The organism is Geobacillus sp. Y412MC52 (assembly GCF_000174795.2).
Classification (GTDB): Bacteria; Bacillota; Bacilli; order Bacillales; family Anoxybacillaceae; genus Geobacillus; species Geobacillus thermoleovorans.
On the sequence record NC_014915.1, the window covers coordinates 3,200,226 to 3,224,743 of the forward strand.

The 24,518-nt window shown below is 52.4% G+C and carries 26 protein-coding genes; 1 reads left to right on the plus strand and 25 read right to left on the minus strand.

Features of this window, described 5'->3' with window-relative positions:
* Positions 1–12 precede the first annotated feature (12 nt).
* The 22 genes from whiA to GYMC52_RS15990 all read right to left on the minus strand — a co-directional run bounded on the left by whiA (position 13) and on the right by GYMC52_RS15990 (position 20,047).
* Positions 13–975 (minus strand): DNA-binding protein WhiA, encoded by a 963-nt coding sequence (gene whiA / locus GYMC52_RS15895; RefSeq protein WP_011232534.1) that lies wholly within the window; start codon positions 973–975, stop codon positions 13–15.
* 120 nt (positions 976–1,095) lie between these two features.
* A complete protein-coding gene (locus GYMC52_RS15900) occupies positions 1,096–2,049 on the minus strand; it encodes a gluconeogenesis factor YvcK family protein (protein WP_013146373.1) in 954 nt (317 codons plus the stop codon).
* The gene (gene rapZ / locus GYMC52_RS15905) at positions 2,046–2,942 is read right to left on the minus strand and encodes an RNase adapter RapZ (RefSeq protein ID WP_013524591.1); all 897 of its coding nucleotides are present in this window, start codon (positions 2,940–2,942) and stop codon (positions 2,046–2,048) included. Before rapZ ends, GYMC52_RS15900 begins: the two co-directional genes overlap by 4 nt.
* 18 nt (positions 2,943–2,960) lie before the next feature.
* Positions 2,961–3,437 carry an NUDIX hydrolase gene (locus GYMC52_RS15910; protein WP_014196721.1) on the minus strand — a complete coding sequence of 159 codons (477 nt, stop codon included), beginning with the start codon at positions 3,435–3,437 and terminating at the stop codon, positions 2,961–2,963.
* A gap of 336 nt (positions 3,438–3,773) precedes the next feature.
* Positions 3,774–4,730: a thioredoxin-disulfide reductase gene (gene trxB / locus GYMC52_RS15915; protein WP_013146376.1), complete on the minus strand. Its 957-nt coding sequence runs from the start codon at positions 4,728–4,730 to the stop codon at positions 3,774–3,776.
* 75 nt (positions 4,731–4,805) lie between these two features.
* Positions 4,806–6,278 carry a tetratricopeptide repeat protein gene (locus GYMC52_RS15920; protein ID WP_013524592.1) on the minus strand — a complete coding sequence of 491 codons (1,473 nt, stop codon included), beginning with the start codon at positions 6,276–6,278 and terminating at the stop codon, positions 4,806–4,808.
* Between the two features lie 149 nt (positions 6,279–6,427).
* Positions 6,428–7,078, minus strand: coding sequence for a bifunctional phosphoribosyl-AMP cyclohydrolase/phosphoribosyl-ATP diphosphatase HisIE (hisIE, locus tag GYMC52_RS15925; RefSeq protein WP_013146378.1), 651 nt, complete (start codon positions 7,076–7,078; stop codon positions 6,428–6,430).
* Positions 7,075–7,833, minus strand: coding sequence for an imidazole glycerol phosphate synthase subunit HisF (hisF, locus tag GYMC52_RS15930; protein ID WP_013524593.1), 759 nt, complete (start codon positions 7,831–7,833; stop codon positions 7,075–7,077). The genes hisIE and hisF overlap by 4 nt, the downstream gene beginning before the upstream one ends.
* On the minus strand, positions 7,830–8,567 hold the full coding sequence (gene hisA, locus GYMC52_RS15935) for a 1-(5-phosphoribosyl)-5-[(5-phosphoribosylamino)methylideneamino]imidazole-4-carboxamide isomerase (RefSeq protein ID WP_013524594.1): 738 nt from the start codon (positions 8,565–8,567) through the stop codon (positions 7,830–7,832). Before hisA ends, hisF begins: the two co-directional genes overlap by 4 nt.
* Positions 8,567–9,208: an imidazole glycerol phosphate synthase subunit HisH gene (gene hisH, locus GYMC52_RS15940; protein ID WP_013524595.1), complete on the minus strand. Its 642-nt coding sequence runs from the start codon at positions 9,206–9,208 to the stop codon at positions 8,567–8,569. The genes hisA and hisH overlap by 1 nt, the downstream gene beginning before the upstream one ends.
* 181 nt (positions 9,209–9,389) lie before the next feature.
* Complete coding sequence (gene hisB, locus GYMC52_RS15945) at positions 9,390–9,977, minus strand: imidazoleglycerol-phosphate dehydratase HisB (protein WP_013524596.1); 588 nt, start codon at positions 9,975–9,977, stop codon at positions 9,390–9,392.
* Between the two features lie 3 nt (positions 9,978–9,980).
* Positions 9,981–11,255 (minus strand): histidinol dehydrogenase, encoded by a 1,275-nt coding sequence (gene hisD, locus GYMC52_RS15950; protein WP_013524597.1) that lies wholly within the window; start codon positions 11,253–11,255, stop codon positions 9,981–9,983.
* Positions 11,256–11,603: 348 nt separating this feature from the next.
* Positions 11,604–12,227 (minus strand): ATP phosphoribosyltransferase, encoded by a 624-nt coding sequence (gene hisG / locus GYMC52_RS15955; RefSeq protein ID WP_013524598.1) that lies wholly within the window; start codon positions 12,225–12,227, stop codon positions 11,604–11,606.
* Positions 12,228–12,414: 187 nt separating this feature from the next.
* The gene (locus GYMC52_RS15960; RefSeq protein ID WP_013524599.1) at positions 12,415–13,599 is read right to left on the minus strand and encodes an ATP phosphoribosyltransferase regulatory subunit; all 1,185 of its coding nucleotides are present in this window, start codon (positions 13,597–13,599) and stop codon (positions 12,415–12,417) included.
* Between the two features lie 437 nt (positions 13,600–14,036).
* Entirely contained in the window at positions 14,037–14,414 is a 378-nt protein-coding gene (locus GYMC52_RS15965; protein WP_013146386.1) for a hypothetical protein, read from the minus strand.
* A 16-nt stretch (positions 14,415–14,430) separates the two neighbouring features.
* The gene (locus GYMC52_RS15970; RefSeq protein WP_013524600.1) at positions 14,431–15,057 is read right to left on the minus strand and encodes a hypothetical protein; all 627 of its coding nucleotides are present in this window, start codon (positions 15,055–15,057) and stop codon (positions 14,431–14,433) included.
* Positions 15,009–15,302: a hypothetical protein gene (locus GYMC52_RS15975; RefSeq protein WP_013524601.1), complete on the minus strand. Its 294-nt coding sequence runs from the start codon at positions 15,300–15,302 to the stop codon at positions 15,009–15,011. The genes GYMC52_RS15970 and GYMC52_RS15975 overlap by 49 nt, the downstream gene beginning before the upstream one ends.
* Positions 15,303–15,792: 490 nt before the next feature.
* The gene (locus tag GYMC52_RS20075) at positions 15,793–16,143 is read right to left on the minus strand and encodes a transposase (protein WP_230982715.1); all 351 of its coding nucleotides are present in this window, start codon (positions 16,141–16,143) and stop codon (positions 15,793–15,795) included.
* Positions 16,140–16,448, minus strand: coding sequence for a transposase (locus tag GYMC52_RS20080; RefSeq protein WP_230982716.1), 309 nt, complete (start codon positions 16,446–16,448; stop codon positions 16,140–16,142). Before GYMC52_RS20080 ends, GYMC52_RS20075 begins: the two co-directional genes overlap by 4 nt.
* Positions 16,449–16,521: 73 nt before the next feature.
* On the minus strand, positions 16,522–16,971 hold the full coding sequence (locus GYMC52_RS20085) for a hypothetical protein (protein WP_230982717.1): 450 nt from the start codon (positions 16,969–16,971) through the stop codon (positions 16,522–16,524).
* Between the two features lie 200 nt (positions 16,972–17,171).
* Positions 17,172–18,434 carry a group II intron reverse transcriptase/maturase gene (ltrA, locus tag GYMC52_RS15985; RefSeq protein WP_013524602.1) on the minus strand — a complete coding sequence of 421 codons (1,263 nt, stop codon included), beginning with the start codon at positions 18,432–18,434 and terminating at the stop codon, positions 17,172–17,174.
* 1,004 nt (positions 18,435–19,438) lie between these two features.
* A complete protein-coding gene (locus GYMC52_RS15990; RefSeq protein WP_227456669.1) occupies positions 19,439–20,047 on the minus strand; it encodes a VanZ family protein in 609 nt (202 codons plus the stop codon).
* 1,061 nt (positions 20,048–21,108) lie between these two features.
* On the opposite strand from GYMC52_RS15990, the gene GYMC52_RS15995 reads away from it, so the two are divergent.
* Complete coding sequence (locus GYMC52_RS15995; RefSeq protein ID WP_013522940.1) at positions 21,109–22,281, plus strand: ISL3 family transposase; 1,173 nt, start codon at positions 21,109–21,111, stop codon at positions 22,279–22,281.
* Positions 22,282–22,356: 75 nt separating this feature from the next.
* Here the strand turns inward: GYMC52_RS15995 and GYMC52_RS16000 are convergent, their stop codons facing one another.
* From GYMC52_RS16000 to GYMC52_RS16010, 3 genes are read right to left on the minus strand one after another with little or no spacing between them, the layout of a single operon-like run.
* Positions 22,357–22,854 (minus strand): acyltransferase, encoded by a 498-nt coding sequence (locus tag GYMC52_RS16000; RefSeq protein WP_013524603.1) that lies wholly within the window; start codon positions 22,852–22,854, stop codon positions 22,357–22,359.
* On the minus strand, positions 22,851–23,519 hold the full coding sequence (gene ppaX, locus GYMC52_RS16005) for a pyrophosphatase PpaX (RefSeq protein ID WP_013524604.1): 669 nt from the start codon (positions 23,517–23,519) through the stop codon (positions 22,851–22,853). The genes GYMC52_RS16000 and ppaX overlap by 4 nt, the downstream gene beginning before the upstream one ends.
* Positions 23,516–24,454 carry a nucleoside recognition domain-containing protein gene (locus GYMC52_RS16010; protein WP_013524605.1) on the minus strand — a complete coding sequence of 313 codons (939 nt, stop codon included), beginning with the start codon at positions 24,452–24,454 and terminating at the stop codon, positions 23,516–23,518. The genes ppaX and GYMC52_RS16010 overlap by 4 nt, the downstream gene beginning before the upstream one ends.
* Between the last annotated feature and the right edge of the window lie 64 nt (positions 24,455–24,518).

Genomic DNA, 24,518 nt, shown 5'->3' on the forward strand with positions numbered 1-24,518 from the left:
TCCATCTCCCCTTTACAGCGATTTATGGAAATCGACCGGCTTTCCAGCCCGCAGCCGCTCCGCGATCTCATCAATTTTGCGGAGCCGGTGGTTGATGCCGGATTTGCTGATTTTTCCACCAGCAACCATCTCGCCGAGCTCTTTCAGCGTCACGTCTTGATGCTCGATGCGAAGCTTCGCGATTTCCCGCAGCTTGGCCGGCAGTGAATCAAGGCCGATCGTCTCGTCGATGTAGCGGATGTTCTCCACCTGGCGAAGCGCAGCGCCGATCGTTTTGTTCAAATTGGCGGTCTCGCAATTGACAAGCCGGTTGACCGAGTTGCGCATGTCGCGGACGATGCGAATGTCCTCAAAGCGGAGCAGCGCTTGATGGGCGCCGATGATGTTTAAAAACTCGGCGATTTTTTCCGCCTCTTTTAAATACGTAATAAACCCCTTTTTCCGTTCCAACGTTTTCGCATTTAAAAAAAAGTGGCTGTTCATCAATTCGCATAACGCCCGATTATGCTCCTCATACAGCGAAAAAATTTCCAAATGGTAGGACGACGTCTCCGGGTTGTTGACCGAACCGCCGGCCAAAAACGCGCCGCGCAAATACGAGCGCTTGCAGCATTTTTTCTTGACGAGCTCCGGGGAAATGTCATGGATGAGCGAAAAATCGCCGTTGACAATGTGAAGTTCACGAAGCAAAGAGGCCGCACCGTCGGTCACGCGGACGATGTAGACGTTGTTTTTTTTCAAGCGCATTTTCTTGCGGACAAACAGCTCGACGGCGACATCGTAGCCCTTTTTCAATAACGTATAAATGCGCCGAGCGATCGCCGCATTTTCCGTCTGGACATCGATGGCCATTCGCCCGCCGGAAAACGACAGCGAACCATTCATGCGCAAAAGCGCCGACAGCTCGGCGCGCAAGCAGCAAGGCTTCACCTCTAAATGGGTCAATTCCTTTTTCGTTTCCGATGCAAAAGACACGATCGCTCCACCTCCATTCGTTCCCCGCATCCGGCCGGTTGGAGGTGCCTGACTTTCGGCGCGGCCATCGGGAGCATCACCGCCCATAATGGCGCTTTGCGGCCTACTCGGGTCCCGCCTTTAACGGTGAGGGAGAAGCCCGAGAAGAAGGGCGGCGACTTTCGCCGTATTATGGCGAATGACCCCATCCTCGTACGTGACAATATCGTCGCGGATGACTTGCAACGAAAGCCCGCTGCTGTCGTCACGCACCGGCTCGGCCCGCTCCGCCTCGTAGCGGCGGCGGATCGCTTCCGGGATCGCTCCGCTGTTGATGATCACCGCGTCCAAAAACGGGCCGCCAAGATGAGCATGAAGCGCCTCCACATGGTCGCTCACCGTATAGTGCGGCGTCTCGCCGGCCTGAGTCATAATGTTGCATATATATACTTTTTTCGCCTTCGCCTTGCATACTTCCTGCCCGATTTTCGGCACGAGCAAATTCGGCAAGATGCTTGTGTATAGGCTCCCCGGCCCGATGACAATCAAATCGGCGCGGCGGATGGCATCAACCGTCTCCGGCAGCGGCTCAATGTCTTCCGGCGTTAAAAACACCCTCTTAATTTTTTTTCCCGCACTCGGGATTTTTGACTCGCCAGATACAATGGAACCATCTTCCATCTCCGCGTGCAATACGACGCTCTTGTTCGCCGCCGGCAACACCTGGCCGCGCACGTTCAACACTTTGCTCATCTCACGGATCGCTTTCACAAAGTCGCCGGTGATCGATGTGAGCGCCGCCAAAATCAAATTGCCGAGCGAGTGTCCCGATAAGCCGTTGCCGTTTTGAAAACGGTGCTGGAACAGCTCGACAATGAGCGGTTCGACGTCAGACAGCGCGGCCAATACGTTGCGGACATCCCCGGGCGGCGGAATGTGCAGTTCATCCCGCAGCCGCCCGGAACTTCCGCCGTCATCGGCGACCGTGACAATGGCGGTCAAATCCAATTCATGCTGCTTCAGCCCCCTCAACAGCACGGGAAGCCCGGTGCCGCCGCCGATGACGACCAGTTTCGCTGCTCGTTCGTTCCTCATCGGTGTATGTCCTTTCTCCTCTCCATGTCCCGGTGCGAGACAACAGTTTTATAGTCGGCCGAAAAATGGCGGGCGATATATTCTGCGAGCGCCACCGAACGGTGCTGGCCGCCCGTGCAGCCGATGGCGATCACCAGCTGGCTTTTTCCTTCTCGCTGGTAATACGGCAACATAAACGACAACAAATCAATGAGCTTTTCCAAAAACTTTTGCGTTTCCCCCCACTTGAGCACGTAGGACGATACGTCATCGTCCAACCCGGTTTTCGGCCGCATATGTTCAATGTAATGCGGGTTCGGCAAAAAGCGGACGTCAAACACCAAATCTGCATCAATTGGAATGCCGTACTTAAACCCAAACGACATGACGTTGATGGTAAACCCGGATTGAGCATGCGATGAGAACTGGCGAATGATTTTCTCCCGCAGCTCGCGCGGCTTGAGCCCTGTCGTATCGTAAATGATCTGCGCCCGTCCTTTCAGTTCTTCGAGCAGCTTCCGCTCCAAACGGATTCCCTCAAGCGGGGGCTCGTTCGGCGCAAGCGGATGCGTCCGCCGCGTTTCTTTGTAGCGGGCGACCAGCGTCGAATCTTGGGCGTCCAAAAACAACACCTGGGGGACGACCCATGCCTGCTCAGCCAACTCATCGAGCGCAGCGAACAAATGATCGAAAAAGTCGCGGCTACGCAAATCCATGACAAGGGCGACTTTGTTCATTTTATTCCCGGACTCTTTGACGAGCTCCAAAAATTTCGGCAGCAGCGTCGGCGGCAAGTTGTCAATACAAAAAAAGCCGAGGTCTTCGAAGCTTTGAATCGCCACCGTCTTTCCCGCGCCGGACATGCCGGTGATGATGACGAGCTGAATCGGCTGCATCGCCCCGTTTTGTCCCATCTCCGCCCCTCCTCTCCATCAGCTCGGATCGAGCCGATATGAAAGCAACTCGAATTCCTCTGTATAGACAAACACCCCGTACATGACCCCTTTGCCTTTCAAGGCGTAGTCCAAAATATGATAGTCGCCAGGGGCCATCGGCAGCGTCGAAAGCGTCTCCACCTGATGCCAAGCAAGCGTCCCTTCTTCGGAAGACGGCACGTTTTCGCCAATGAAATCGTCGGCGAAAAACGTAAACATCATCCACTCCGACACCGTTTCATTCCCATTTTTCATCACGATCGTAAAGACGCCTTTCAGCTCTGGATTTTTCAAATAAATGCCCGTCTCTTCCCGGTATTCGCGAATGCATGCTTCGCGCACCGTCTCGCCGGGCTCCATTTTCCCGCCCGGAGCGACCCACCAGCCGCGCCTCGGCTTTTGCAACAGCAGCACTTGGCCGTCTTTATATAATACGCAGTTTGTCACCCGTTGCAATTCGTTCACCCCAACCATCCGCAAACACGCACATAATCATCTTTATTTTACCATAAATAGTTAGGCCGCTCCACCTTCAAACCGCTGGAAACCGTCCGCTTCCCGTCTGCAAAAACCTCGGGGCCCAACATTCCGCTTCCAGCCGAAAGACGCCATCCCCCGCCGTTTCGAGCGGGGCGGCAGGATGCAAGCGCGCAGGCAAAGAAAAAAGAGACGCGGACAAACGCCCGCGCCAAAAAGGATCTATATAAAAGGGGGTCAATTACTTACTTATAGCATACGACAAATGTGTTGCGCCCGTGTTACATCTGGGTTAAATAACCATTACGATTTGATTGCGATTTGGTTACCGGATCAGCTGACCCCTTGCTTATGGAGCTTTTCTTTCAGTTCCTCAACGTAATGCTGGGCGCTTTGCGCGGCGATGCTGCCGTCGCCGGTAGCCGTCACGATTTGCCGGAGCGTTTTTTCCCGCACATCACCGGCGGCGAAAATGCCCGGCACTTTCGTCTCCATCTTTTCGTTCGTGACGATATAGCCGTTTTCATTCGTGATGCCAAGATTGGCAAACGGCTTCGAGAGCGGCACCATCCCGATGTAAATGAAAACGCCGTCGCACGGAAATTCGCGCTCCTCGCCCGTTTGCGTATGCACAAGCGTCACGCTGCCGACTTTTCCGTCCTTTTCGTTGATTTGTTTCACCGTATGGTTCCAGATGAAATCAATTTTTTCATTGGCGAACGCCCGGTCTTGCAAAATTTTTTGCGCCCGCAGCTTGTCGCGGCGGTGAACGATCGTCACTTTATTGGCAAACCGCGTCAAATAGACGCCCTCTTCGACCGCCGAGTCGCCCCCGCCGACGACGACCAAATCTTTCCCTTTGAAAAACGCCCCGTCGCACACCGCACAGTACGAAACGCCGCGGCCGCCGAGCTCGGCCTCCCCCGGTACGCCGAGCTTTTTGTATTCCGCTCCAGTGGCGATGATGACCGCGCGGGCCTTGTACTCTTTGTCGCCGACGATGACCGTTTTGTACGCCTCGCCGTCGATGATTTCTTTCACATCGCCGTATGCGTACTCCGCGCCGAATTTTTTCGCATGCTCAAACATTTTCGTCGCCAATTCCGGGCCTAAAATCGTTTCAAAGCCAGGATAGTTCTCGACTTCCTCAGTGTTGACCATCTGCCCGCCCGGGACGCCGCGCTCGATCATCAGCGTCGACAAATTGGCGCGCGATGTATAGACAGCCGCCGTCAGCCCAGCCGGCCCGGCTCCGGCAATAATGACATCGTAAATTTTTTCGTCTGCCACACCGTCCACTCCCTCGCTTGAGAATCCTTCCATTTTCATCGTATAGAAGTCGATTCGCCCTGTCTATTGATTTGCTCATGTATAGAGCCGGCGCGCTTTTTGCACGTATTTTTGCACCGTCGCCGCCGAAACGCCGTATTTGGCCGCCATCTCTCTTTGCGTCACAGGCTCTCCTTGCTGTCGGCGCCACATGTATTCGATCGCCGCCGCCCACGCGGCTCCGTTCGCAAATGGCTCGCGATCAGCCGACGGATGGACGGCCATCGCGAAGGCGAAGCGGCAGAGCGCTTCCTTTTCCTCATTATGCGCCGAAAGCGCATCGACCATGCGGCCGATGTTCGCCGCCCAAGCGGACGGGCCATCGGTTAAGCCGAACAAAAAGCAGTCGATAAACGGGCGCAGACGGGGATCGGACGGCAAGAGGCGGCATACCGCAAGCGACATCGATGCCTCTTTCGCCTGCGGCGAGCGGCTGAACAAGTACAATCCGTACAGACGGTCGGCCAGCTCGTCGCCCTCCAGCCAAGCCATCAAGCGGATGAGCGCCTCATCCACCGGCGCTGAAACGGCCCACGGCTCCTCACCGCGTTTTTCGGGATGGAGGGTGGCAAGCACCTCCCACATTTGCCGAGCGAGCGACTCATGGCCAGTATAGTAGGCAGCGCAAGCGAGCCAATAATAAAATGGTCCATCACCGTCAAAGCCTTGTTTATACAAACGGTGCAGCCAACGGAACGCCAGATCGAACCGCCCGACAAGCGCGAACGTCGCCCCGAGCTTGTATTGATGCTCGCGAAAAAACGGATGCAAACCGGCCAGCGTCTCGCAAAGCGCGGCCGCCTGTTCTTCCTCACGCAAGTAATAGGCGAAGACAAGCGCGTTGCAAAGCGCATGCAAATTGCCGGGATCGCGTTTGAGCACTTCACGCACTTTCTGTTTCGCTTTGTCGACATCGCCGCTGTAAAAATAAGCAAGCGCCAAATTGTTATGCGCCGACCAAACGTCCGGATAGCGCGCGACGAGCGCTTCAAGCGCTTCAATCGCTTCCGCAAACCGCTCCTCCTCAAGCAAACGGCGGGCCCGATCCTCCAGCACCATCAGCTGCTCCTCTTCTTCCGTCCATTCCGAGCCATCGAGCCGAAGCAGCTCAAGCAAGTCAGCGGCATCGTCGGCAAACTCTCCGGCCGGCTCATGCGCCAAATAACGCTCCGCGTATTGCCTCGCTTCACGAAACAAGCCGAGGCAGGCGAAATTGTTCGCCAAAAAATACAAACAGTCGTACATCGTTTCGTCCAAATCATGGATAATTTTAAACAGCCATTGATTGGAAAATTGATATTCACCAAGCTCCGACAGCACAAGGGCGAGCTGCAAGGCGAATGAGGCGTCGCGCTCATCCAAACGAACGGCGCGCTCAAAATATTTCCTCGCCTTTTCCAAATCGCCTCGGTCGTATGCTTTCATTCCTTTTTTAAAAAAGTAATCTCCGCTTTGAATGAACGGTACAATCGTCGCTTTTCGTGATGATCGCTTCAGTTGTTTTCCCATTCTGTCCTCCGTCGTCCGTAAAATTCGTCGAACAACAGTATACCATATCGGCGGCGAAAACAAGCAAGAAACTTTAGGAATGCGGTTTTTCCGTGCAAAAAAGGAACGCCGGCGCGATGGCAGACGTTCCTTTTTCTCACCTAACCCTCTTATTCTTTTTTGTCGCCCGCTCCCACCTTTTGCGCGTGCCGCTCGGCAAGCGTCGCAAGCACCGCGTCAAGCGGCAGCTTTTGTTCGCGCAACAGCACAAGCAAATGGTACAACAAGTCGGCCGCTTCCCATTTCAATTCCTCGTGGTTTTGGTTTTTGGCGGCGATGATGACTTCCGCCGCTTCTTCGCCGACTTTCTTCAAAATTTTATCGACGCCTTTTTCAAACAAGTACGTCGTGTACGACCCTTCCGGCCGTTCGGCGTCGCGCTTGGCGATGATCTGTTCCAACTCGTTCAAAATGGCGAACCGGTCGGCCGCCGGCGTGCGCGCCGCGCCGTCCAACGAGCGGGAAAAACAGGAATACGACCCGGTATGGCAAGCCGGGCCGGCCGGCTCGACGAGAACGAGCAGGGCGTCGGCGTCGCAGTCGTAGCGGATGTCGACAACGCGCTGCACGTTTCCAGATGTCGCCCCTTTATGCCATAGTTCTTGGCGCGAGCGGCTGTAAAACCATGTTTCTCCGGTCTCCAGCGTTTTTTCAAGCGACTCTTTGTTCATATAGGCGAGCGTGAGCACTTCCTTGCTTTGCGCATCTTGGACGATCGCGGGTACAAGCCCTTTTTCATCAAAGCGAATGTCCGCCGTCATCGCACGTTCACCCCTCTTTCTTTCAAGTACGCTTTCACTTGTCCGACCGACGTTTCCTTGTAATGGAAAATCGATGCCGCCAGCGCCGCGTCTGCTTTCCCTTTTTCGAACGCTTCGAGGAAATGCTCCGCCTTGCCGGCGCCGCCCGAGGCGATGACCGGAACCGAGACCGCTTCACTCACTTTGCGCGTCAACTCAATATCAAAACCGTTTTTGCCGCCGTCCGCGTCCATGCTCGTCAGCAAAATCTCCCCGGCGCCAAGGCGGACCGCTTCCTGCGCCCAAGCGACGACTTCCCAGTTCGTGGCGTTGCGGCCGCCGTGCGTATAGACGCGCCATGAACCAAGCGTTTCATCGTATTTCGCGTCAATGGCGACGACGATGCATTGCGAGCCGAAAAAGTCCGCCCCTTCGGTGATCAAGGTCGGATGGAGCACCGCGGCGGTGTTGAGCGACACTTTGTCGGCCCCGGCGCGAAGCATCCGCTTCATATCCTCAAGCGAGTGGATGCCGCCGCCGACCGTAAACGGAATCGCCAGCTGGGCGGCGACGCGCTCGACGACATCCACCATCGTTTTCCGCCCTTCATGGGAAGCGGAAATGTCCAAAAACACGAGCTCGTCCGCCCCTTGCTCATCGTACGCCTTCGCGAGCTCCACCGGATCGCCGGCATCGCGCAGCTGGACAAATTGCACTCCTTTGACGACGCGCCCGTCTTTCACATCGAGGCACGGGATGATGCGCTTCGTGATCATCGCTCGTTCACCGCCTTGAGCGCTTCCGCGAGCGTAAACTGATTCGTATAAAGCGCCTTGCCGACGATCGCGCCGCCGATGCCTTGTCCAGCATATTGGCAGAGCGCGCGCAAATCGTCAAGCGAGCTGACGCCGCCAGAAGCGATCACTTCTTTTCCCGTCGCCTCGGCCAACCGGACCGCGGCGGCGATGTTCGGGCCCGACAGCGTGCCATCGGTCGCAATATCGGTGAAAATAAACGTCTCCGCCCCCGCCTCGGCGAGCATCCGCCCGAGCTCTTCCGCCTTGACGTTCGACGTCGCAAGCCACCCTTCCGTCGCCACCAAGCCGTCGCGGGCGTCAATGCCAATCACGATGCGGCGGCCGTATTTTTGGAGCATCTTTTTCACAAACGGCGGGTCGGAAATGGCCGCGCTTCCTAAAATGACGCGGGCGACCCCATTTTCTAAATAATGCACGATATCCTCTTCCGTCCGGATGCCGCCGCCCACTTGCACATGGACGGAAAGACGACGGGCCGCTTCAATGACAAACCGGTCGTTGACGCGGCGCCCTTCTTTCGCTCCGTCCAAATCGACCATATGAATCCACTCCGCCCCTTGAGCGGCGAATTGCTCGGCCATCGCGACCGGCGAATCGCCGTACACCGTTTCTTTGTTGTAATCGCCTTGCAGCAGGCGGACGCACTTGCCGCCGCGCATATCGATCGCCGGATAAATCGTAAACGCCGCCATCAACCGTTCCCCCTTCCCGTGACGATGCCGACATAATTGTTCAAGATGCTCATGCCGACCGCACCGCTTTTTTCCGGATGAAACTGTGTGCCAAACACACAGCCGCGCCCGACGACCGCCGGAACATCAACGTCATATGCACTGCTCGCGAGCACGACGTCCTCATCCCCTGGAATGACATAATACGAATGGACAAAATAGACATGCCCTTCCTCGACGCCACGAAGGAGCGGCGACGGACGACGGAAGCGGAGCCGGTTCCAGCCCATGTGCGGCACTTTGTATGGCTCGCCGGTTTTCGTGACGCCCGGAAAGCGGACGACGCGGCCGCGAAGCAAGCCAAGCCCTTTTGTCGGCCCGTTTTCTTCGCTTTCATCAAACAACAGCTGCATCCCTAAACAAATGCCGAGCAGCGGCGTGCCGTTTTCAGCCGCCGAACGGATGAAAGCAGCTAGGCCTGTCTCATTTAAAATGTGCATCGCATCGCGAAACGAGCCGACACCGGGCAAAATCAGCCCGCGCGCCTGCTCGAGCTCCTCTTTGTCGCCGCTTAGGACATACGGACAGCCGAGCCGCTCGAGCGCTTTGCTGACGCTGTATAAGTTGCCCATGCCATAGTCGATGATCCCGATCATCGTCATCCCATTCCTTTCTTCGCTGATCCATGCCAATCGATCGTTTTCCCTCATCCACCGAACAACTTGATGACGGCATGCCTTTTGTTAACGGCGCTCCTTTCACGCGCGGGCCTCTCCTTGGCGCCCGGCCGCATTCCCTTTGCCCGCGGAACTCTTTCCCCACGGAGGCGCCGCACTCCATCGGCTACAGCATCCCTTTTGTCGACGGAACGCCTTTGACGCGCGGGTCGATCATCGTTGCTTCATCCAACGCCCGCCCGAGCGCCTTAAACACCGCTTCGATCATATGGTGCGTATTGCGCCCGTAATGGACGATGACATGCAAGTTCATCCGCGCCTCAAGCGCCAGTTTCCATAAAAACTCGTGCACGAGCTCGACATCAAACGCGCCGACTTTCGCTGCCGGAAACTCGCCGCGAAACTCAAAATGCGGGCGATTGCTCAAGTCGATCACCACTTGCGCCAAGGCGTCATCCATCGGCACAAACGCGTTGCCGTACCGCTTGATTCCTTTTTTGTCGCCAAGCGCTTCCTTGATCGCCTGCCCGAGGCAAATGCCGATGTCTTCCGTCGTATGGTGGTCGTCAATATGCGTGTCGCCTTTGGCCTCAATGTACAAATCGAACTGGCCGTGCTTGGCAAACAAATCGAGCATATGGGTTAAAAACGGCACGCCCGTTTCCAGTTCCGCCTTCCCTTCGCCATCCAACGAAAGCGATAACTGAATGCTCGTCTCGTTCGTCGTTCTTGCGATCGTCGCTTCCCTTGCCATCATTCATTCCCCTTTCTCGAGCCGCACCTCAATGGCGCGCGCGTGCGCCTCCAGCCCCTCGAGGCGGGCAAAGGCGGCGATTTTTTCTCCATGTTGTTTCAATGCGGCTTCACTGTAAACAATCACGCTTGATTTTTTCACAAACTCATCGACGCCGAGACCGCTTGAAAACCTTGCCGTACCGTTCGTCGGCAGCACGTGGTTCGGCCCGGCGAAATAGTCGCCGACCGGCTCGGAGCTGAAGCGGCCGAAAAACATCGCTCCCGCATGGCGGAGCCGGCCGAAAAGCGCGAGCGGTTCTGCCGTCATCACTTCCAAATGCTCCGGCGCCAGTTCGTTCACAACATCCACCGCTTCCTCAAGCGTCTCGGTGACGTAAATGGCGCCGTAGTTCTCAAGCGCCGCTTGGGCAATGTCGCGGCGCGGCAGCGTTTCAAGCTGCCGTTCGACTTCGCTCGCCACCGCCAGCGCCAATTTCATCGACGGCGTCACCAAAATGGCCGACGCCCGCACGTCATGCTCGGCTTGCGACAACAAATCCGCCGCAATCTCATCCGGTCGGGCCGTTTCATCCGCCAGCACGACAATTTCGCTCGGCCCCGCGATCATGTCGATCGCCACATGCCCGAACACTTCCCGCTTCGCCAATGCCACATAAATATTGCCCGGCCCGAAAATTTTGTCAACCGGCCGAATCGTTTCCGTCCCGTAAGCAAGCGCGGCGATCGCCTGCGCGCCGCCGACTTTGTAAATTTCCGTCACGCCGAGTTCATAGGCGGCGGCCAGCACCCCAGCCGGGAGCGTGCCGTCTTTGTTTGGCGGCGAGGTGATGACAATCCGTTTCACCCCCGCCACTTGTGCGGGAATAACGTTCATCAGCACAGACGACGGATAAGCGGCCGTCCCGCCTGGCACGTACAACCCGACCGCATCGAGCGGCGTCACCTTTTGTCCGAGAATTGTGCCGTCTTCTTTCGTCATCCACCATGATTCGCGCTTTTGCCGCTCATGGTAGTCGCGAATGTTCGCCGCCGCTTGGCGAATGATCTCCAGCATCTCCGCGTCCATCGCCGCATGCGCGCGCTTCATTTCCTCTTCCGTCACCTTGAGCGAATCCAGCTTGACGCCGTCAAACCGTTCCGTGTATTCTTTCAGCGCTTCATCGCCGCGGGCGCGCACGTTGGAAATGATATCCAGCACCACGCGCCGCTGCTCCTCCGTTCCGCTTTCAATCGTGCGCCGCAGCGAAACGCCGCCTCGGATCCGTTCGATTTTCATCGTTCGCTCCCCTTTCTGTGACGTCCATCGGTTTTCGTCCATTGCAGTCTGTATAGATGCAATTTGAAGCTTTACCATTTGCAGCTTTTACCGAGTATTTGATCGACTGCCGGGCGACCGAACAACGCCGCTTCCAGACCCATATATGGGTCTGTGAAGCAGGCGGTTGTTCGATCCTCCGTCAGTCGAAAATGGACAAACCGCTTTTCCGTCAAGGATATGTTAAACTTCTTCGTTGCATCTATATGCTATTTTCCAACGGCGTTGTCAACGCCGCTCCGCCCTTCCCGAATCTCCACCAACCCATTCTTCGGAAACCGCCCATTTCCGCTCTGTCACACCTTTTTCCTACGGCTGGGGAATGACCGCCGCCAATCGGTCGACCAACCGTTCAATGTCCCCGCCGTTTAGCCGGTAGCTCGCCGGGTTGACAATCAGGCGCGACGTCACCTCGGCGATCCGTTCAAGCTCGACAAGCCCGTTTTCTCTGAGCGTCCGACCCGTGGAAACGATGTCCACGATCCGGTCGGCAAGGCCGATCAGCGGGGCGAGTTCAATGGATCCGTTCAGGCGGATGATTTCGACTTGCTCGCCTTGCTCGCGAAAATACGTTGACGCGATGTTCGGGTATTTCGTCGCCACCCTTGGTGCGATCTCGTTCATCTTGGCGCCGGGCAGCCCGGCGACCGCCAAATGGCAGCGGCTGATTTGCAAATCGAGCAGTTCGTACACATCCCGTTCTTCTTCCATCAGCACGTCCTTGCCGGCAATGCCCAAATCCGCGACCCCATGCTCGACATAGGTGACGACATCCATCGGTTTCGCCAAAATAAAGCGCATGTTTTCCTCTGGCACATCAATGACGAGCTTGCGCGACTCGGTAAATTCCGGCGGCAGCGCATAATCCCCCCGCCGCAGCAACTCGACCGCCTCTTCAAAAATGCGCCCTTTTGGCATGGCAATCGTCAGCATCATTCTTCCTCCTTGCTCCTCATCATGTCAAATGCGGCGCTGGTCCTCGAGTACACCGCATGCTCTCCACCATCTCCACCGCCATGGGCAGCCTCTCCCGTCCGTTCTTCGCATCCGCTCTGTCCCGCCAATCGCTGTCGTTTTCAACAGCGTCGATGACCAACCGGCGGCCCCTTCTCTGTTATGTTCACTGCCCATCGCGCCCGCTGCGGCCAAGCAAATACACGATCGACCGGTAGCGCTGGCTGTAGGCGTCAATATCACGAATGCCGGCAATGTGCTGCAAGACGACGCGCTTGCCTTCCGCCCGTTTCACTTCGGCCAATTCCACCGCTTCCGCCAGCCGCTCTTGGCTGAACACGATGCACTCGATGTCATCGCGCACATCCGTTTCCCCAATCGCCTCAATCAACCGATCGACGCGCAACCCAAACCCCGTCGCCGGCGCCGGGCGCGAGAACTTCGCCAATAAATCATCATACCGCCCGCCGTTGCCGATCGGGAATCCAACCTGCTCGGCGTACACTTCAAACAAAATGCCAGTGTAATAGCTCATATGGCTGACAAGCGCCATATCGAGCTTCACCGCCTCGGCCACTCCGTACGTCCGAAGCGCCGCCATGAGCGCCGCCAGCTCATCGGCCGACCGCCGCCCCTCCTCGCTTGTGACGAGCGTTTTCGCCTGTTCAATCACGTCCGTTCCACCGCGCAAGGAAAGAAGATCCAACAGCCGCTTTTGATCGATCGACGAAAGCGGCCACGACTTCACATGTTCACGGTAGCCGACGTAATTTTTCTCATATAAAAAACGGCGCAATACACTCGCCCGCTCCTCATTTCCTAAAATCTCCAAAAACAGTGCGTTCACATACCCAATATGGCCGACCGCCACCGAAAAGCGGCCCAACCCCACGCGCTTCAACAACGCGACCATTAAGCTAATGACCTCGGCGTCGGCCGTCACCGTGCCGTCGCCGATCAACTCCACACCGATCTGCTCAAACTCCGCCGGCCGCCCGCCTTCGCGCTGCTGGGCGCGGAATACATTGGCGTTGTACGCCAACCGGAGCGGATTGCCGTCTTCATAAAGCCTTGACGCCGCCACCCGGGCGATCGGTGCCGTCATATCGGGCCGAAGCACGAGCGTATGCCCTTGCTGGTCGAGAAGCTTAAACAGACGATGATCGGCAATCGCCGACGCCGCCCCGACCGTTTCATAATACTCAAGCGTCGGCGTTTCAATAAACTCGTACCCCCAGCGCTCAATTTCCTCCGCCATCACCGAGCGCACCTGCTTTTTCAACTCATATAAAAACGGCAGCGTATCGCGCATGCCTAACGGTTTTTCAAACATGAACAGCTTTTTTGCCATGTCCCCACGCCCTTTATCAAAATGCTTTAGTTTGCTAATATGGTAGAGAAGTGAAGTTATTAGTAGTTTACTCCTTTGCGGCCACAGCGTCAAGGGGGGAATGCTTTATAAATAACAAAACGGACAAGATCGCTTCAAAAAAGGAAGCGCTTGTCCGTTTCGTTCCACACAGCATAGGCGGTGATCTGCTCTCTAATGAAAATAGCGGCGATCCATCTTGCCAAAATCCCTCATTCTCCTTATCTAAAAAACAAGATCACTGACCAAAAAGGCAATATAAAATAACAAAAGAGTAATGAGCGTAAGCAGCACAAGCTTGTATGTTTCCATAACGGAACCCACCCCACAAATATCAGTCCTTTTTCTATCACTCACACAGCCGGCGTCCCTTTTATGTTTCCTTGAAGAGGTTGCTCGGCTCTAAAATAAAGAAATTCCTACTTAATGGTAATGGTCCTGCTGTCTGATACGGCCTGGCCCGAAGCATATACCGTCACATAACCTGTAACCGCACCTGCTTCTAAGTAAGGAATATTGATTGAAGTAGAGTACTTATTTAGATTTTCAATCCAGTAGCTATTCCCTTTTGTATCGGTAAAATGGACAGTAAAATTTGGCCGGTAAGATGAGCCGCCAGCTATATTTACGATCCAACGCACAACCTCGTTTCTATTGTAAATCAGTTGATCCGTGCTTAAATCCACCTCTAAAGGGTAAAAGGCAGGAAATACATTTGCTTCCACTGTTTTGTTCGTTCCTATCATCATGCTCACACTTAAAAATAGCATAGCAGCAAAGCTGCATAATTTGTTCATAGAATGACCACCCTAGTTAATAGCTTAAGCTAGGATTATAAATGGATGTAGACGCCGTCGTATACTCTTCATTGCCGAAACTAACATTCGCAGCGATCCCCGCACCCCTTGGCAGCCCAATAGAGATTCCTAGATCCGCAGCCCATGTGTCATGCCCGCACCAAGCCTTAAAGGCAGAATAAGTTGTTGATTTGATTTTTGACTCGTCATTGCCAATTAAATACACATACGCTGTTCCTTTCGCATCATACGCCGTACTGGTTAAATCATATAGAAAACCTACGCCCGACAGACGATCTTCATCAGTCGCATTATAAATGTTCTTTGTGTCCCAATAATAGGACAAGCATGAACGCTCATAGTAACTGCATTTTTTCTGTTTCTCTGTAAACCCCCAACTTTCTCCATACCAACCTTCACTCCATGAAATAGCAAAGCCATCTTCTAACCGATAAATCGGCATATTGATCCAGTCATAATCAGCCACTAATTTAATATACGGATGGCCATTTTTTGTCCCTAAATCTAAGGCTACAATCTTAAGGGAAATGTCTTCCGTTAAACTGGCAGTAGAAACCTCCACTCTTTCTCGATTTATTTGCTCTTCATTAAATGTATCGCCACTTTGTGCAAAAGATAGCACTTTTTTACTTCCTTATCCTTCACAATTTCCCATTTCGTCTCATCATTTAAGGCATCAATTTGTTCCTTCGTTAAACCTAGTTCTTTTAGTTTTTTGTCTAATTTCTCCTCAGCCCAGCTATAATGATTACCTGAGCCTTGCGAGGACGTTTTTTCTGTCCGTGCATTTGAATTGGCTGCAACACTATTCGTTAGAAACAAAAACAGTACGACAATAACCGTTAGAATGGAGTTCTTATTATTCATGAATCTTCTCCTCTAACTATTTTTTCCGCTATCGAAGTATCCTGTACATATGCATGAAAATTCAATAAGGCATATAGTATACTGTGAAAATATGTGCTTGGAGTGACCTTTTCATGCCGTTCTCGGATAGGAAACCATTTTTCCTGCATCCCTTATTTCATCACGATTCCGGCTGTAGGAATTCTTGAAAGGATTTCTCTGCAAGGGGGAAAATCAATGTTGAGTCAAAAACATAAATGTACACCATCCACTTTCTTAATCATCATATTCCCTTCCATATGGATATCCAAATCAATGAAAGCCGCTGATCTCCTATACACCTCCTTTCCAATGAATCATCTCACTTATTATTTTTCTTAATGTACTAAAAAATAAAAATATAGTTTGTCAAGCCTCTCATTACCTCTTCAAGAAATTTTAACTTCCACCTGTAGATGAGCAATTTTCACAACAATAATTACCATGTAAAAAGAGGCAAACAGGGTATCCCTTATGCCACGTGGAGCTGCTTTTTCACGGCATCAATGGGAATATTTTGTTTCGCTGCACGGTAAATGAACTCTACGAGGCTATGTCCTTTTCTCTTGCACAGGAGATCGAGCCCATCCGAAACATCGCGGTTCGACTCGAGTAGGCTGTACACGTAAGCAAGCTGCACCAAGATCCAGCAGCGTTTCACCGCTCGAACCTGACGAACACGGTACCCATCGAGCTTCAGCTGGTCTTTCGCTTGTCGAAAAAAGCATTCGATCGACCAACGCTGGGCGTAGCAGCGCAAGATCTCTTCATCGCTTAGCTCTCGATCGGTGCTCAAGACGCAGTGAAGATGTTCGGGTGTCATCGGCTGATTGGCTTTCCAAGCGAGCAGCACCACCGCGTGGTCGAGACCGTTGAGCGCTCCTTCGCAACGATAGAAGCGATAATGCTCTTCTCCCACCGTGACGAGGGAGTGTCATTCGGTTCGATGGAGCGGGCCAACCGCTTCGCTTGGACGGCGACGCCATTCGGATAGAGAATCCGGTTCGTCTTGAGCATGGCGATGACGTGGAATCCCTTTTTCAGACAAGCTTCCACGAGCGCTTTTGATGGATACCAAGAATCCATTAGCACATAAACGGGACGGCGTACATCCAACGAAGAAAGCATCTCGATCGCGAGTTCCCCTTTGCTTTTTCCGCCGCCCTGTCGTAAAGACGAAAGGCAAAGGGAAACGCCTGGGTCATCGTATGAACCATGGGCCAAACGAGAGAATGTCCCCAAATCGATTTTTTCTCTGAGTGAGAATCGTGCCCATCACACCCTTGAATGGCGTTTGTTGCCCGTGACGAAGGCTTCGTTTTTTGGCAAATCGCATCATCGATCCAAACAAAAAGGGTTGATTCTCCTGTTTGGCGATGCGTTCGACACGACGAAGCATCCACTGCTGAAGTTTATGAAGCAGCGTCTCTTCCTCCCAAGGGCTTTTCGTGAAAAAATGGAAGAGTGTCGTGCGATGGTTCAGATGAAAGCTCCCATGATGAAGATCCGTCAACGTTCCCGAAAAACCTTTCGTGATCATCGCATCGATGATAGGAACGAGATGCTTCAGGACAGGTTTTGAAACATAAAGGGTCAATCCCAACATCGTGAAAAACTTGTGAATTCCTTGATGATGTGCGAATTGATTCATGAGACATGAACCTCCTTGTGTGAATGGTTGATAGCACATCTATCCTAACCAAGGAATCGGGTTCATGTCTCCTTTTTTGTTTGATTATCAATTTATGTTAGCAAATTTGCTCATCTACAGTTCCACAATCGAGTAGGAGGGGGCGGCTAACCCCCGTCCTCTCACACCACCTAGCATGCGGGTCCACACTAGGCGGTTCGTCAACCTTGACGGAGTTCGAAATATCGTTGCGTCAAACTCTTGAGCCCTTGAGCGGTCCAGTAGGTCTTGCCCAGGGCCTGGTGGAGTTGCGGCGTTTTCGTTGTTCGCCAAGCTCCTTTTCGGGTATTGGCGATCTCCATCACCGCTGTCTCTTTCAGCCCCAGCGCTCTTAACTCACGGATTCTGGTTCTGACCCGTTTCCATTGAAGCCATTGACAGAGTCGAAGCCTCCTCCGAATCCATCCTTCGATGGTCTGAAGGACAGACGGGGTTTCGACGAGCCGAAAATACCCGATCCATCCCATGACGTATTGATTGACGCGATGAATTCGTTCTGGCATCGATATGCTCCAGTTTGGGTTGGTCAGCTGTCGAATCCGCTGTTTCAGACGTTGAATCGACCTTGGGGCGAGCCGGATTCGCGCTTTTCGTTCCGGTGTGAAGCTAAACCCCAGAAAGGCCCGTTTCCACGGGCGGTCCACCGCACTTTTCTCCTCGTTTACTTTGAGTTTGAGCGTTTTCTCCAAGAACCGTTGGATGCTTTGTTTCACCCGTTGTCCTGCCCGCAGACTTTTCACATAGATGTTGCAGTCATCTGCGTAACGGCAGAATTTCAATCCTCGCTTCTCCAATTCCTTGTCTAAATCGTCGAGAAGGATGTTCGCCAGCAGGGGGCTGAGGGGGCCGCCTTGCGGCGTCCCTTCCTCCGTCTGCACCTTCACCCCTTCGATCATAACGCCGGCTTGCAGGTAGGCACGGATCAGTTTCAGCACGCGTTTATCCTTGACTTTTCGGGCCACCCGACTCATCAGGATGTCATGGTTGACCCGATCAAAGAACTTTTCCAGGTCCATGTCGACCACGTACCGATACCCTTCCTGGATGTAGCCTTGCGCTTGCCGCACGGCATCGTGGGCGTTGCGGCCCGGACGGAATCCGAAGCTGGAAGAGGAGAAGTCTGGATCGAAAATGGGTGTGAGTTCTTGAAGAATGGCTTGTTGGATCAGCCGGTCCACCACGGTGGGAATGCCCAGCTGCCGTGTGCCGCCGCCCGGTTTCGGGATTTCGACCCTGCGGACAGGCGCCGGCCGGTAGATTCCCGCCAAGAGTTGGGCGCGGATCGTGCTCCAGTGAGCGCGGACGTCATCACGGAGTTGATCGGTTGATACTCCGTCGATTCCCGATGCTCCTTGGTTGGCTTCGACCCGTTTGAGCGCCGTGATGAGGTTGTCTCTCGCTAAGATGCGTTCCAACAAAGCCATCGTGATCTTCTCCTTCCGCGGGATGAGATTCAGGTCTTGCCGGGTTGCGCTCAGCCCTCGATCTGAGGCCCTCTGGGCTTCACCCTTGCTTCCTCAGATGAGTTCCGAAAGGAATTCTGCTTCGACACGCAACATCTCGAAAGAGTCTGATTCATCCCTGAGTTGACGTTCGGCCCTTCCTGTTTCAGGCGTCTCTTACTCCAGTACTATGGCCTCTGCTGACTCCTGTACGTTCAGCACTTCTGGTTGCCATCGTCAGAAGGCGTTCCGTACAGGCCTCCCCGGATAAGGATGGACACTTTCCACTCATGCACCTGCCCAATCTACCTCCACAGCCCTTGGCGGCTTAGGACTTCGTCTTGTCCAGCAGACTCGTCCGACTGTGGCGGCCTCCCATTGGGTTCGTGTACCTCAGGTCAAGTGTTTGCCTCCAGCTTCCTTCAGATTCCACCTCACGGTGGACACCCTTGCCTTCAGCTAACGGCAGGCGCTCGCCAGCCCCCGTTCGGGACTTTCACCCTATAGCGTCGCACCCATGCCGGGCGTACAGGAAAAGCCGCCCCATTTACGGGGCGGCTTTTTACGTGTTTCGCTGACTTTGCATCTTGTGAACTCTCTCTTATACACCTTCACCGAAAGTTGTTATTCCCATTCTCACCTAAACAGGTTAGACATGAAAAGCCCAATATCGTTTATCATATAGGTATGTACATGCGACGAGCCACACGCAAAAACAAAGACGGAACGACCGTAGCGTATCTCCAGCTTGCTCACAACGAATAGGATCCGAAGGCCAAATGGACGAAAGCGAAGGTGATGGGGATGGGAGGAATTTTGTTTGCCTAGAGATCGTCGAACTCAGGTAAACAATTCCCTCACTTTTTCTGGCCCCTCATTTTTCCAAACCAAAACCCTCCCCGTTCAATCAGAAGGCGGTTTGTTCGTGCGAACGATGCGCATCGGGCAACCCGCGGCCATCGCACCGGGCGGGACGAAATGATAAGCTATTCCTTGAATCTCAAGTTGTTTGTAAAACGTGATAAATCAACATTCCTTTCAATTGAAGGAATCGTGATCCGATATATGAGGTAACCAAATTGTCCTCCCAATGTGTTCAATATCACATCATCGACATCTACTGCTTTATAATGATAATTTAATATCAAAGAAATGAAAAACTGCATAGATTCAATCATGAATGAGCATAAACAAACAATGAAAGATACTCTTTTAAAGCTATTCACTCTATAAAATAAAAGTGGCAGATATATTCCTAGAGGAAGTAGCAACAAAAAGTTGCCCCCAATTTGTGCGAAACCGGTTCCAATTGAGTGTAACGATAATATTTTAATAATAGACAAAAAGGGAACGAAATTTATTGAGCTCTCGATATGACTTGCTTTTAAGTCATGTAACAACTCCTTTTGGAAGGGAATGGGGAACAAGGTAATACCAATAACAACAACAACATGGATGTAAAAAATAACAAAAATTAAACTTTTAGAAAATGGTATATTTTTATAATTTCGTCTAATAAGCAAAACAACTAAAGGAATAAAAAACAAGAAAACTATTGGGATATCGAAGGTTAACAAACAACTCCCCCCAAACATCGTTTTTTATTTTACTGCAGGGACGATCAAATGCTTTTTCCAGCAGACGAAAGATCAACTGAAGCTTATGCTATCGGATTCGCCACATTTGGGCGGTGAAACGGTATGGAGCAGTGGTGCTGTCCTCTTGCGTGTACAACATGGCCGAATCTCAACAAATCCTTTCCGCTGGACTGGAGCTTCTTCGGTCGCGGAAAGATTTCACGTCGTCGAGTTCATTGGTGACCGCACAAGGCAAAAAATTCCCATTGAACAGCTCCATGTCGCCAGAGGGATCGGATCCTATTAGTCTTTTTAATCGCAAAAATTATTGTAATAAAAAATGCTGATCTACAGTTATTTTATATATAATTTGGAACCAGACTGACTCTTAACATATGTGCCATCTGATGGTTTCCAGAGTTTTATATAATAGTCGCCCTCTCCTACATTACTCCAAGTAATTGTTTTATTTCCAGACCGGGGAGCTTTACTGGAGCCAATATAATCATCTGACCAAAATCCATCTCTATATAAGGCTACGTTGAATGTATCTGTAGTGTCAAAAGTATTATTACAATTGTAATCACGACACGCTACCGAGTAAAACACTCCCACTAAATCTTTACCACCTGTGAAACTTCTTGTTTGACCCGTTAAACCTGTTTCAATAACTACTTCCTGCAGCCAAAGCTATTGTGGGCAGCACTAATGATAAACTAAGTGCAATTGACGAAAATATTTTTTTCATAATACTCTCATCTCCTTTAAATCAATTTATCTCTATAAAAAGAAATATCTGCATAAATTGTAAAATAAAAAAAAGAATAAAATCAACAATTTTTGTTCTGCCACCTAAAGTTTCATATTTTCATCATTGATCCTATATAAATCCAACTGGAAGGTTTAACTTATAGGGGACAAAAAACAGACTCTCTGTTTTTTCGTTTCTTTGGCTCTTCACCACAAGTTGTACTTGAGATTTTAAGATAGGTATGCATAGGGAAAATAGAGGGTACAAAAAATGCGAATTTTCCTGTATGGTAAAGGTGACCAAACCAAACCATTGGAGGAAAATTCGCATGTACTCTCAGTTTATCAAAGAACTCATCGATTTACCAGATGTTTTGATTCAAAAGGTACGAAAAGAAGAAGAACGTTGGATTTTCGAACTTTCTCTTCCCGAACAATGCCCGTTATGTCCTGTCTGCTTGAAACGCACGATCAAAATGACAGGAAAAAAGAAGCAATGGATGCATGGCTATGCTCAGCGAATCGGGATTTTTTGGATCGAACTTCCTGTAGAGCGAAGACGTTGTGGTACGTGTGGCATGACATTCAGCACGTCTTATCCAGGAATCTCCCCTCGAAGCATAGCAACGGATGCCTTTCAACAATGGGCAGCGCAATCTTGCATAGGGACATCCATTCAGGCAGTGGCTCGTATGCTCAAGCTTCCTTACACGACCGTTGAACGTTGGTTTTATACCCATGCCCCTTCCTTCCTATCGAATGAAATCCAACCAAAGGCGGTTTGTGTCGATGAGTTTGCGTTTCGAAAAGGGCATGACTACGGGGTGGCGATCATGGATGCCGAAACGGGAGAAGTGTATGCCGTTGAAGCAGGAAAGAACGAGGAAGCCATTGGACGTGCGTTGGCTCATGTGTCTGGTTCTGTTCAGTATGTCGTGAGCGATTTGGCTCCAGCAATGAAAAAAGCGATTCAAAGGGTTTGCTCAGAGGCGACACATGTAGTTGATTATTTCCATGTCATTCAGCTGTTTACAGATGCTTTAGAGCGTTGTCGCAAATATTTAGACAAAGGAGGCAAGAAACACGGAAATGTTCGTTACGTTTGTCGTTTATTGAGCCAATGCCCAGAGAAATTGACGGAGGAAGAACGCCAAATCGTACGGAAATGGTGCAATGAAAGCGATTACTTAAAGTCTGTCTACCAATCGCTCCAACATTTTCGCTATGTGTCTAAAAGCAAAGACGAGCAACAGGCGAAACGACGTTTGGAGGCTTGGATTCACCGATATGTATTTTGTCCTTGTTCGGCTGTACGCGCCATCGCAAAATCGCTTGTCAAACGAACAGATGAAATCATATCATGCATATTGTCACCTTATTCGAATGGAAAAATGGAGGGAACAAATAACAAGATCAAGCTAATCAAACGTCGGGGATACGGATACAGAAATATCCAGCGTTTTGCATTGCGGGTTCGTCTAGAAACAGCTAACATACTTTAATGGTAGGTTCAAGTACATCTTTTGGTGATGAACCGTTTCTTTTTTTCCTCTTCCAAAATGGAAAACCGCCCCCGTTCAATCGGAAAGCGGTTCATTCCTGCGTACGATGCGCATCGGGCAGCCGGCGGCCATCGCCCCGGGCGGAACGTCTTGATGGACGACGGTGCCGGCGGCGACGACGGCGCGGTCGCCGATCACCACGCCGGGCAAAATGGTCGAATTGGCGCCGATCATCACGTCATCACCGATCACCACATCGCCGAGGCGGTATTCGTCCACTAAATATTCGTGGGCGAGAATCGTCGTGTTGTAGCCGATGACGCAGTTGCGGCCGATATGGATTTTTTCTGGGAAGAGAATGTCCGGCATGACCATAAAGGCGAGCGCGGTCTGCTCGCCGATGTTCATGCCGAGAAACGTGCGGTACAGCCAGTTTTTCAGCGGCAAAAACGGCGTGTAGCGCCCGATTTGAATGATGATGACGTTTTTCAGCACTTTCCAAAACGATACGGTGCGGTACAATTGCCAGAGCGAGTTCGCCCCGTGGACGGGGTATTTGGTCGTTCGTCTCACCGGGAGGACGCTTCCTCCTTCCGTTCGTTGATGCCGACAATAGCCAGCAAATCGCTCATTTTTTCCAACATGTAGTCCGGTTCATATTGTTCCAAATAGCCGCGGCCTTTAATCGCCCAGGCGACGCCGGCCGTTTTTACGCCGGCGTTTTTGCCAGCCAAAATGTCGTGGTAGTTGTCGCCGACCATGAGCGCTTCATCTGGCGTTGACCGTAGCAACTCGAGCGCTTTATAAATGGGCTCGGGGTCCGGCTTTGGCCGTGTGACGTCATCGAGGCCGATGACGCACGAGAAAAACGGTTCCAACCGCGTTTTTCTTAACCCCATCAGGGCGGTGTCGTGCATTTTCGTCGTCACGACGCCGAGGCGGAAGCCATGGCGGTGGAGCATTTCGATCGTTTCATACACGGTGTCAAACTCGCGGATCAGTTCGTCATGGTGGGCGTGGTTGAACGTGCGATACGTCTTCACCATCTCCTCGACCCGTTCCGGATCGAGCGAGCTGAACGTCTCATACAGCGACGGGCCGATGAACGGCAAGACGTCCTCACGCTGATAGCGGCCCGGATAATATTTCTCCAGCGTATGCAAAAACGACTGGATGATGAGCTCATTTGTATCAATCAATGTGCCGTCAAGGTCAAACAAAATGGTTCGAATCGTCATGAAGCGGCTTCCTTTCTTTTCGGTTGTTCAAGGCGGCGCCAAAGGAACGCCACCGCCATCGTCAGCAATACGGCCGTCACTAAGCGGATCAAAAGCAGCGGCCATACCGGAATGCCAAGCGGAACGAAAATGAGGGTATCTTCCACCACCGCATGGCACGACACGAGAAAAATGAACGCCAGCGTCAAATCGCGCTTCGAGACGCCGTCTTCTTTCGCGGCTTGAATCATGACGCCAGCGCCATAAGCGAGGCCGAACACAAAGCCGGCCGCGAGCGTGAGCGATGTGTTCGCGCTCATGCCAAGCATCTTGGTCGCCGGCGCCATCCAGCGTGAAACCGTCTCGATCCAGTGGCGTTCTTTTAAAATTTGAATGACCGTCATGAGCGGAATGACGATCGCGACGAGCTGCACGATGCCGGTGATCGCCTTTTTCAGCGCCGCCAAGATGATCTCTCCCCAGCCGGACGGCGCCGCGGCTTCATGCGTGACAAACCCGTATTGGGCGATCTCCTGCCCACCGCTCCATAGATGGGCGATCAACAGCCCGGACACCAACGCGAGCCCGACGCGCACGACGATCATCAGCCAGACGCTCATGCCGGTGCGCGAGGCAACCGATGATTCGACGATCAAGTTATGGGAAAACGAAAGCATGATCGCCAAAATCAACACTTCTTTCACCGTAAACTCGATCGTCAGCATCGCCCCGATCGCCGCATACAGCCCGAGCAAGTTGCCGAGCACAAGCGGCACGGCCGCATCGCCGGATAAGCCGAACCATTTCATGAACGGGGTGACAAGGTCAATGAGCCACGAAAACAGCGGCGTCGGCTGCAACAGCGCTAAAATGAGCGTCACTGGAAAAATGATTTTGCCAAGCGCCCACGCGGTCTTCAGCCCGGCGAGCACACCGCGCTGCAACATTCCTGCCATGTTCTCCTCTCTCCTTTGCTCATCTTCATGCCGCGGTGCAGTGAAGCCATGATTCTCGTGATCC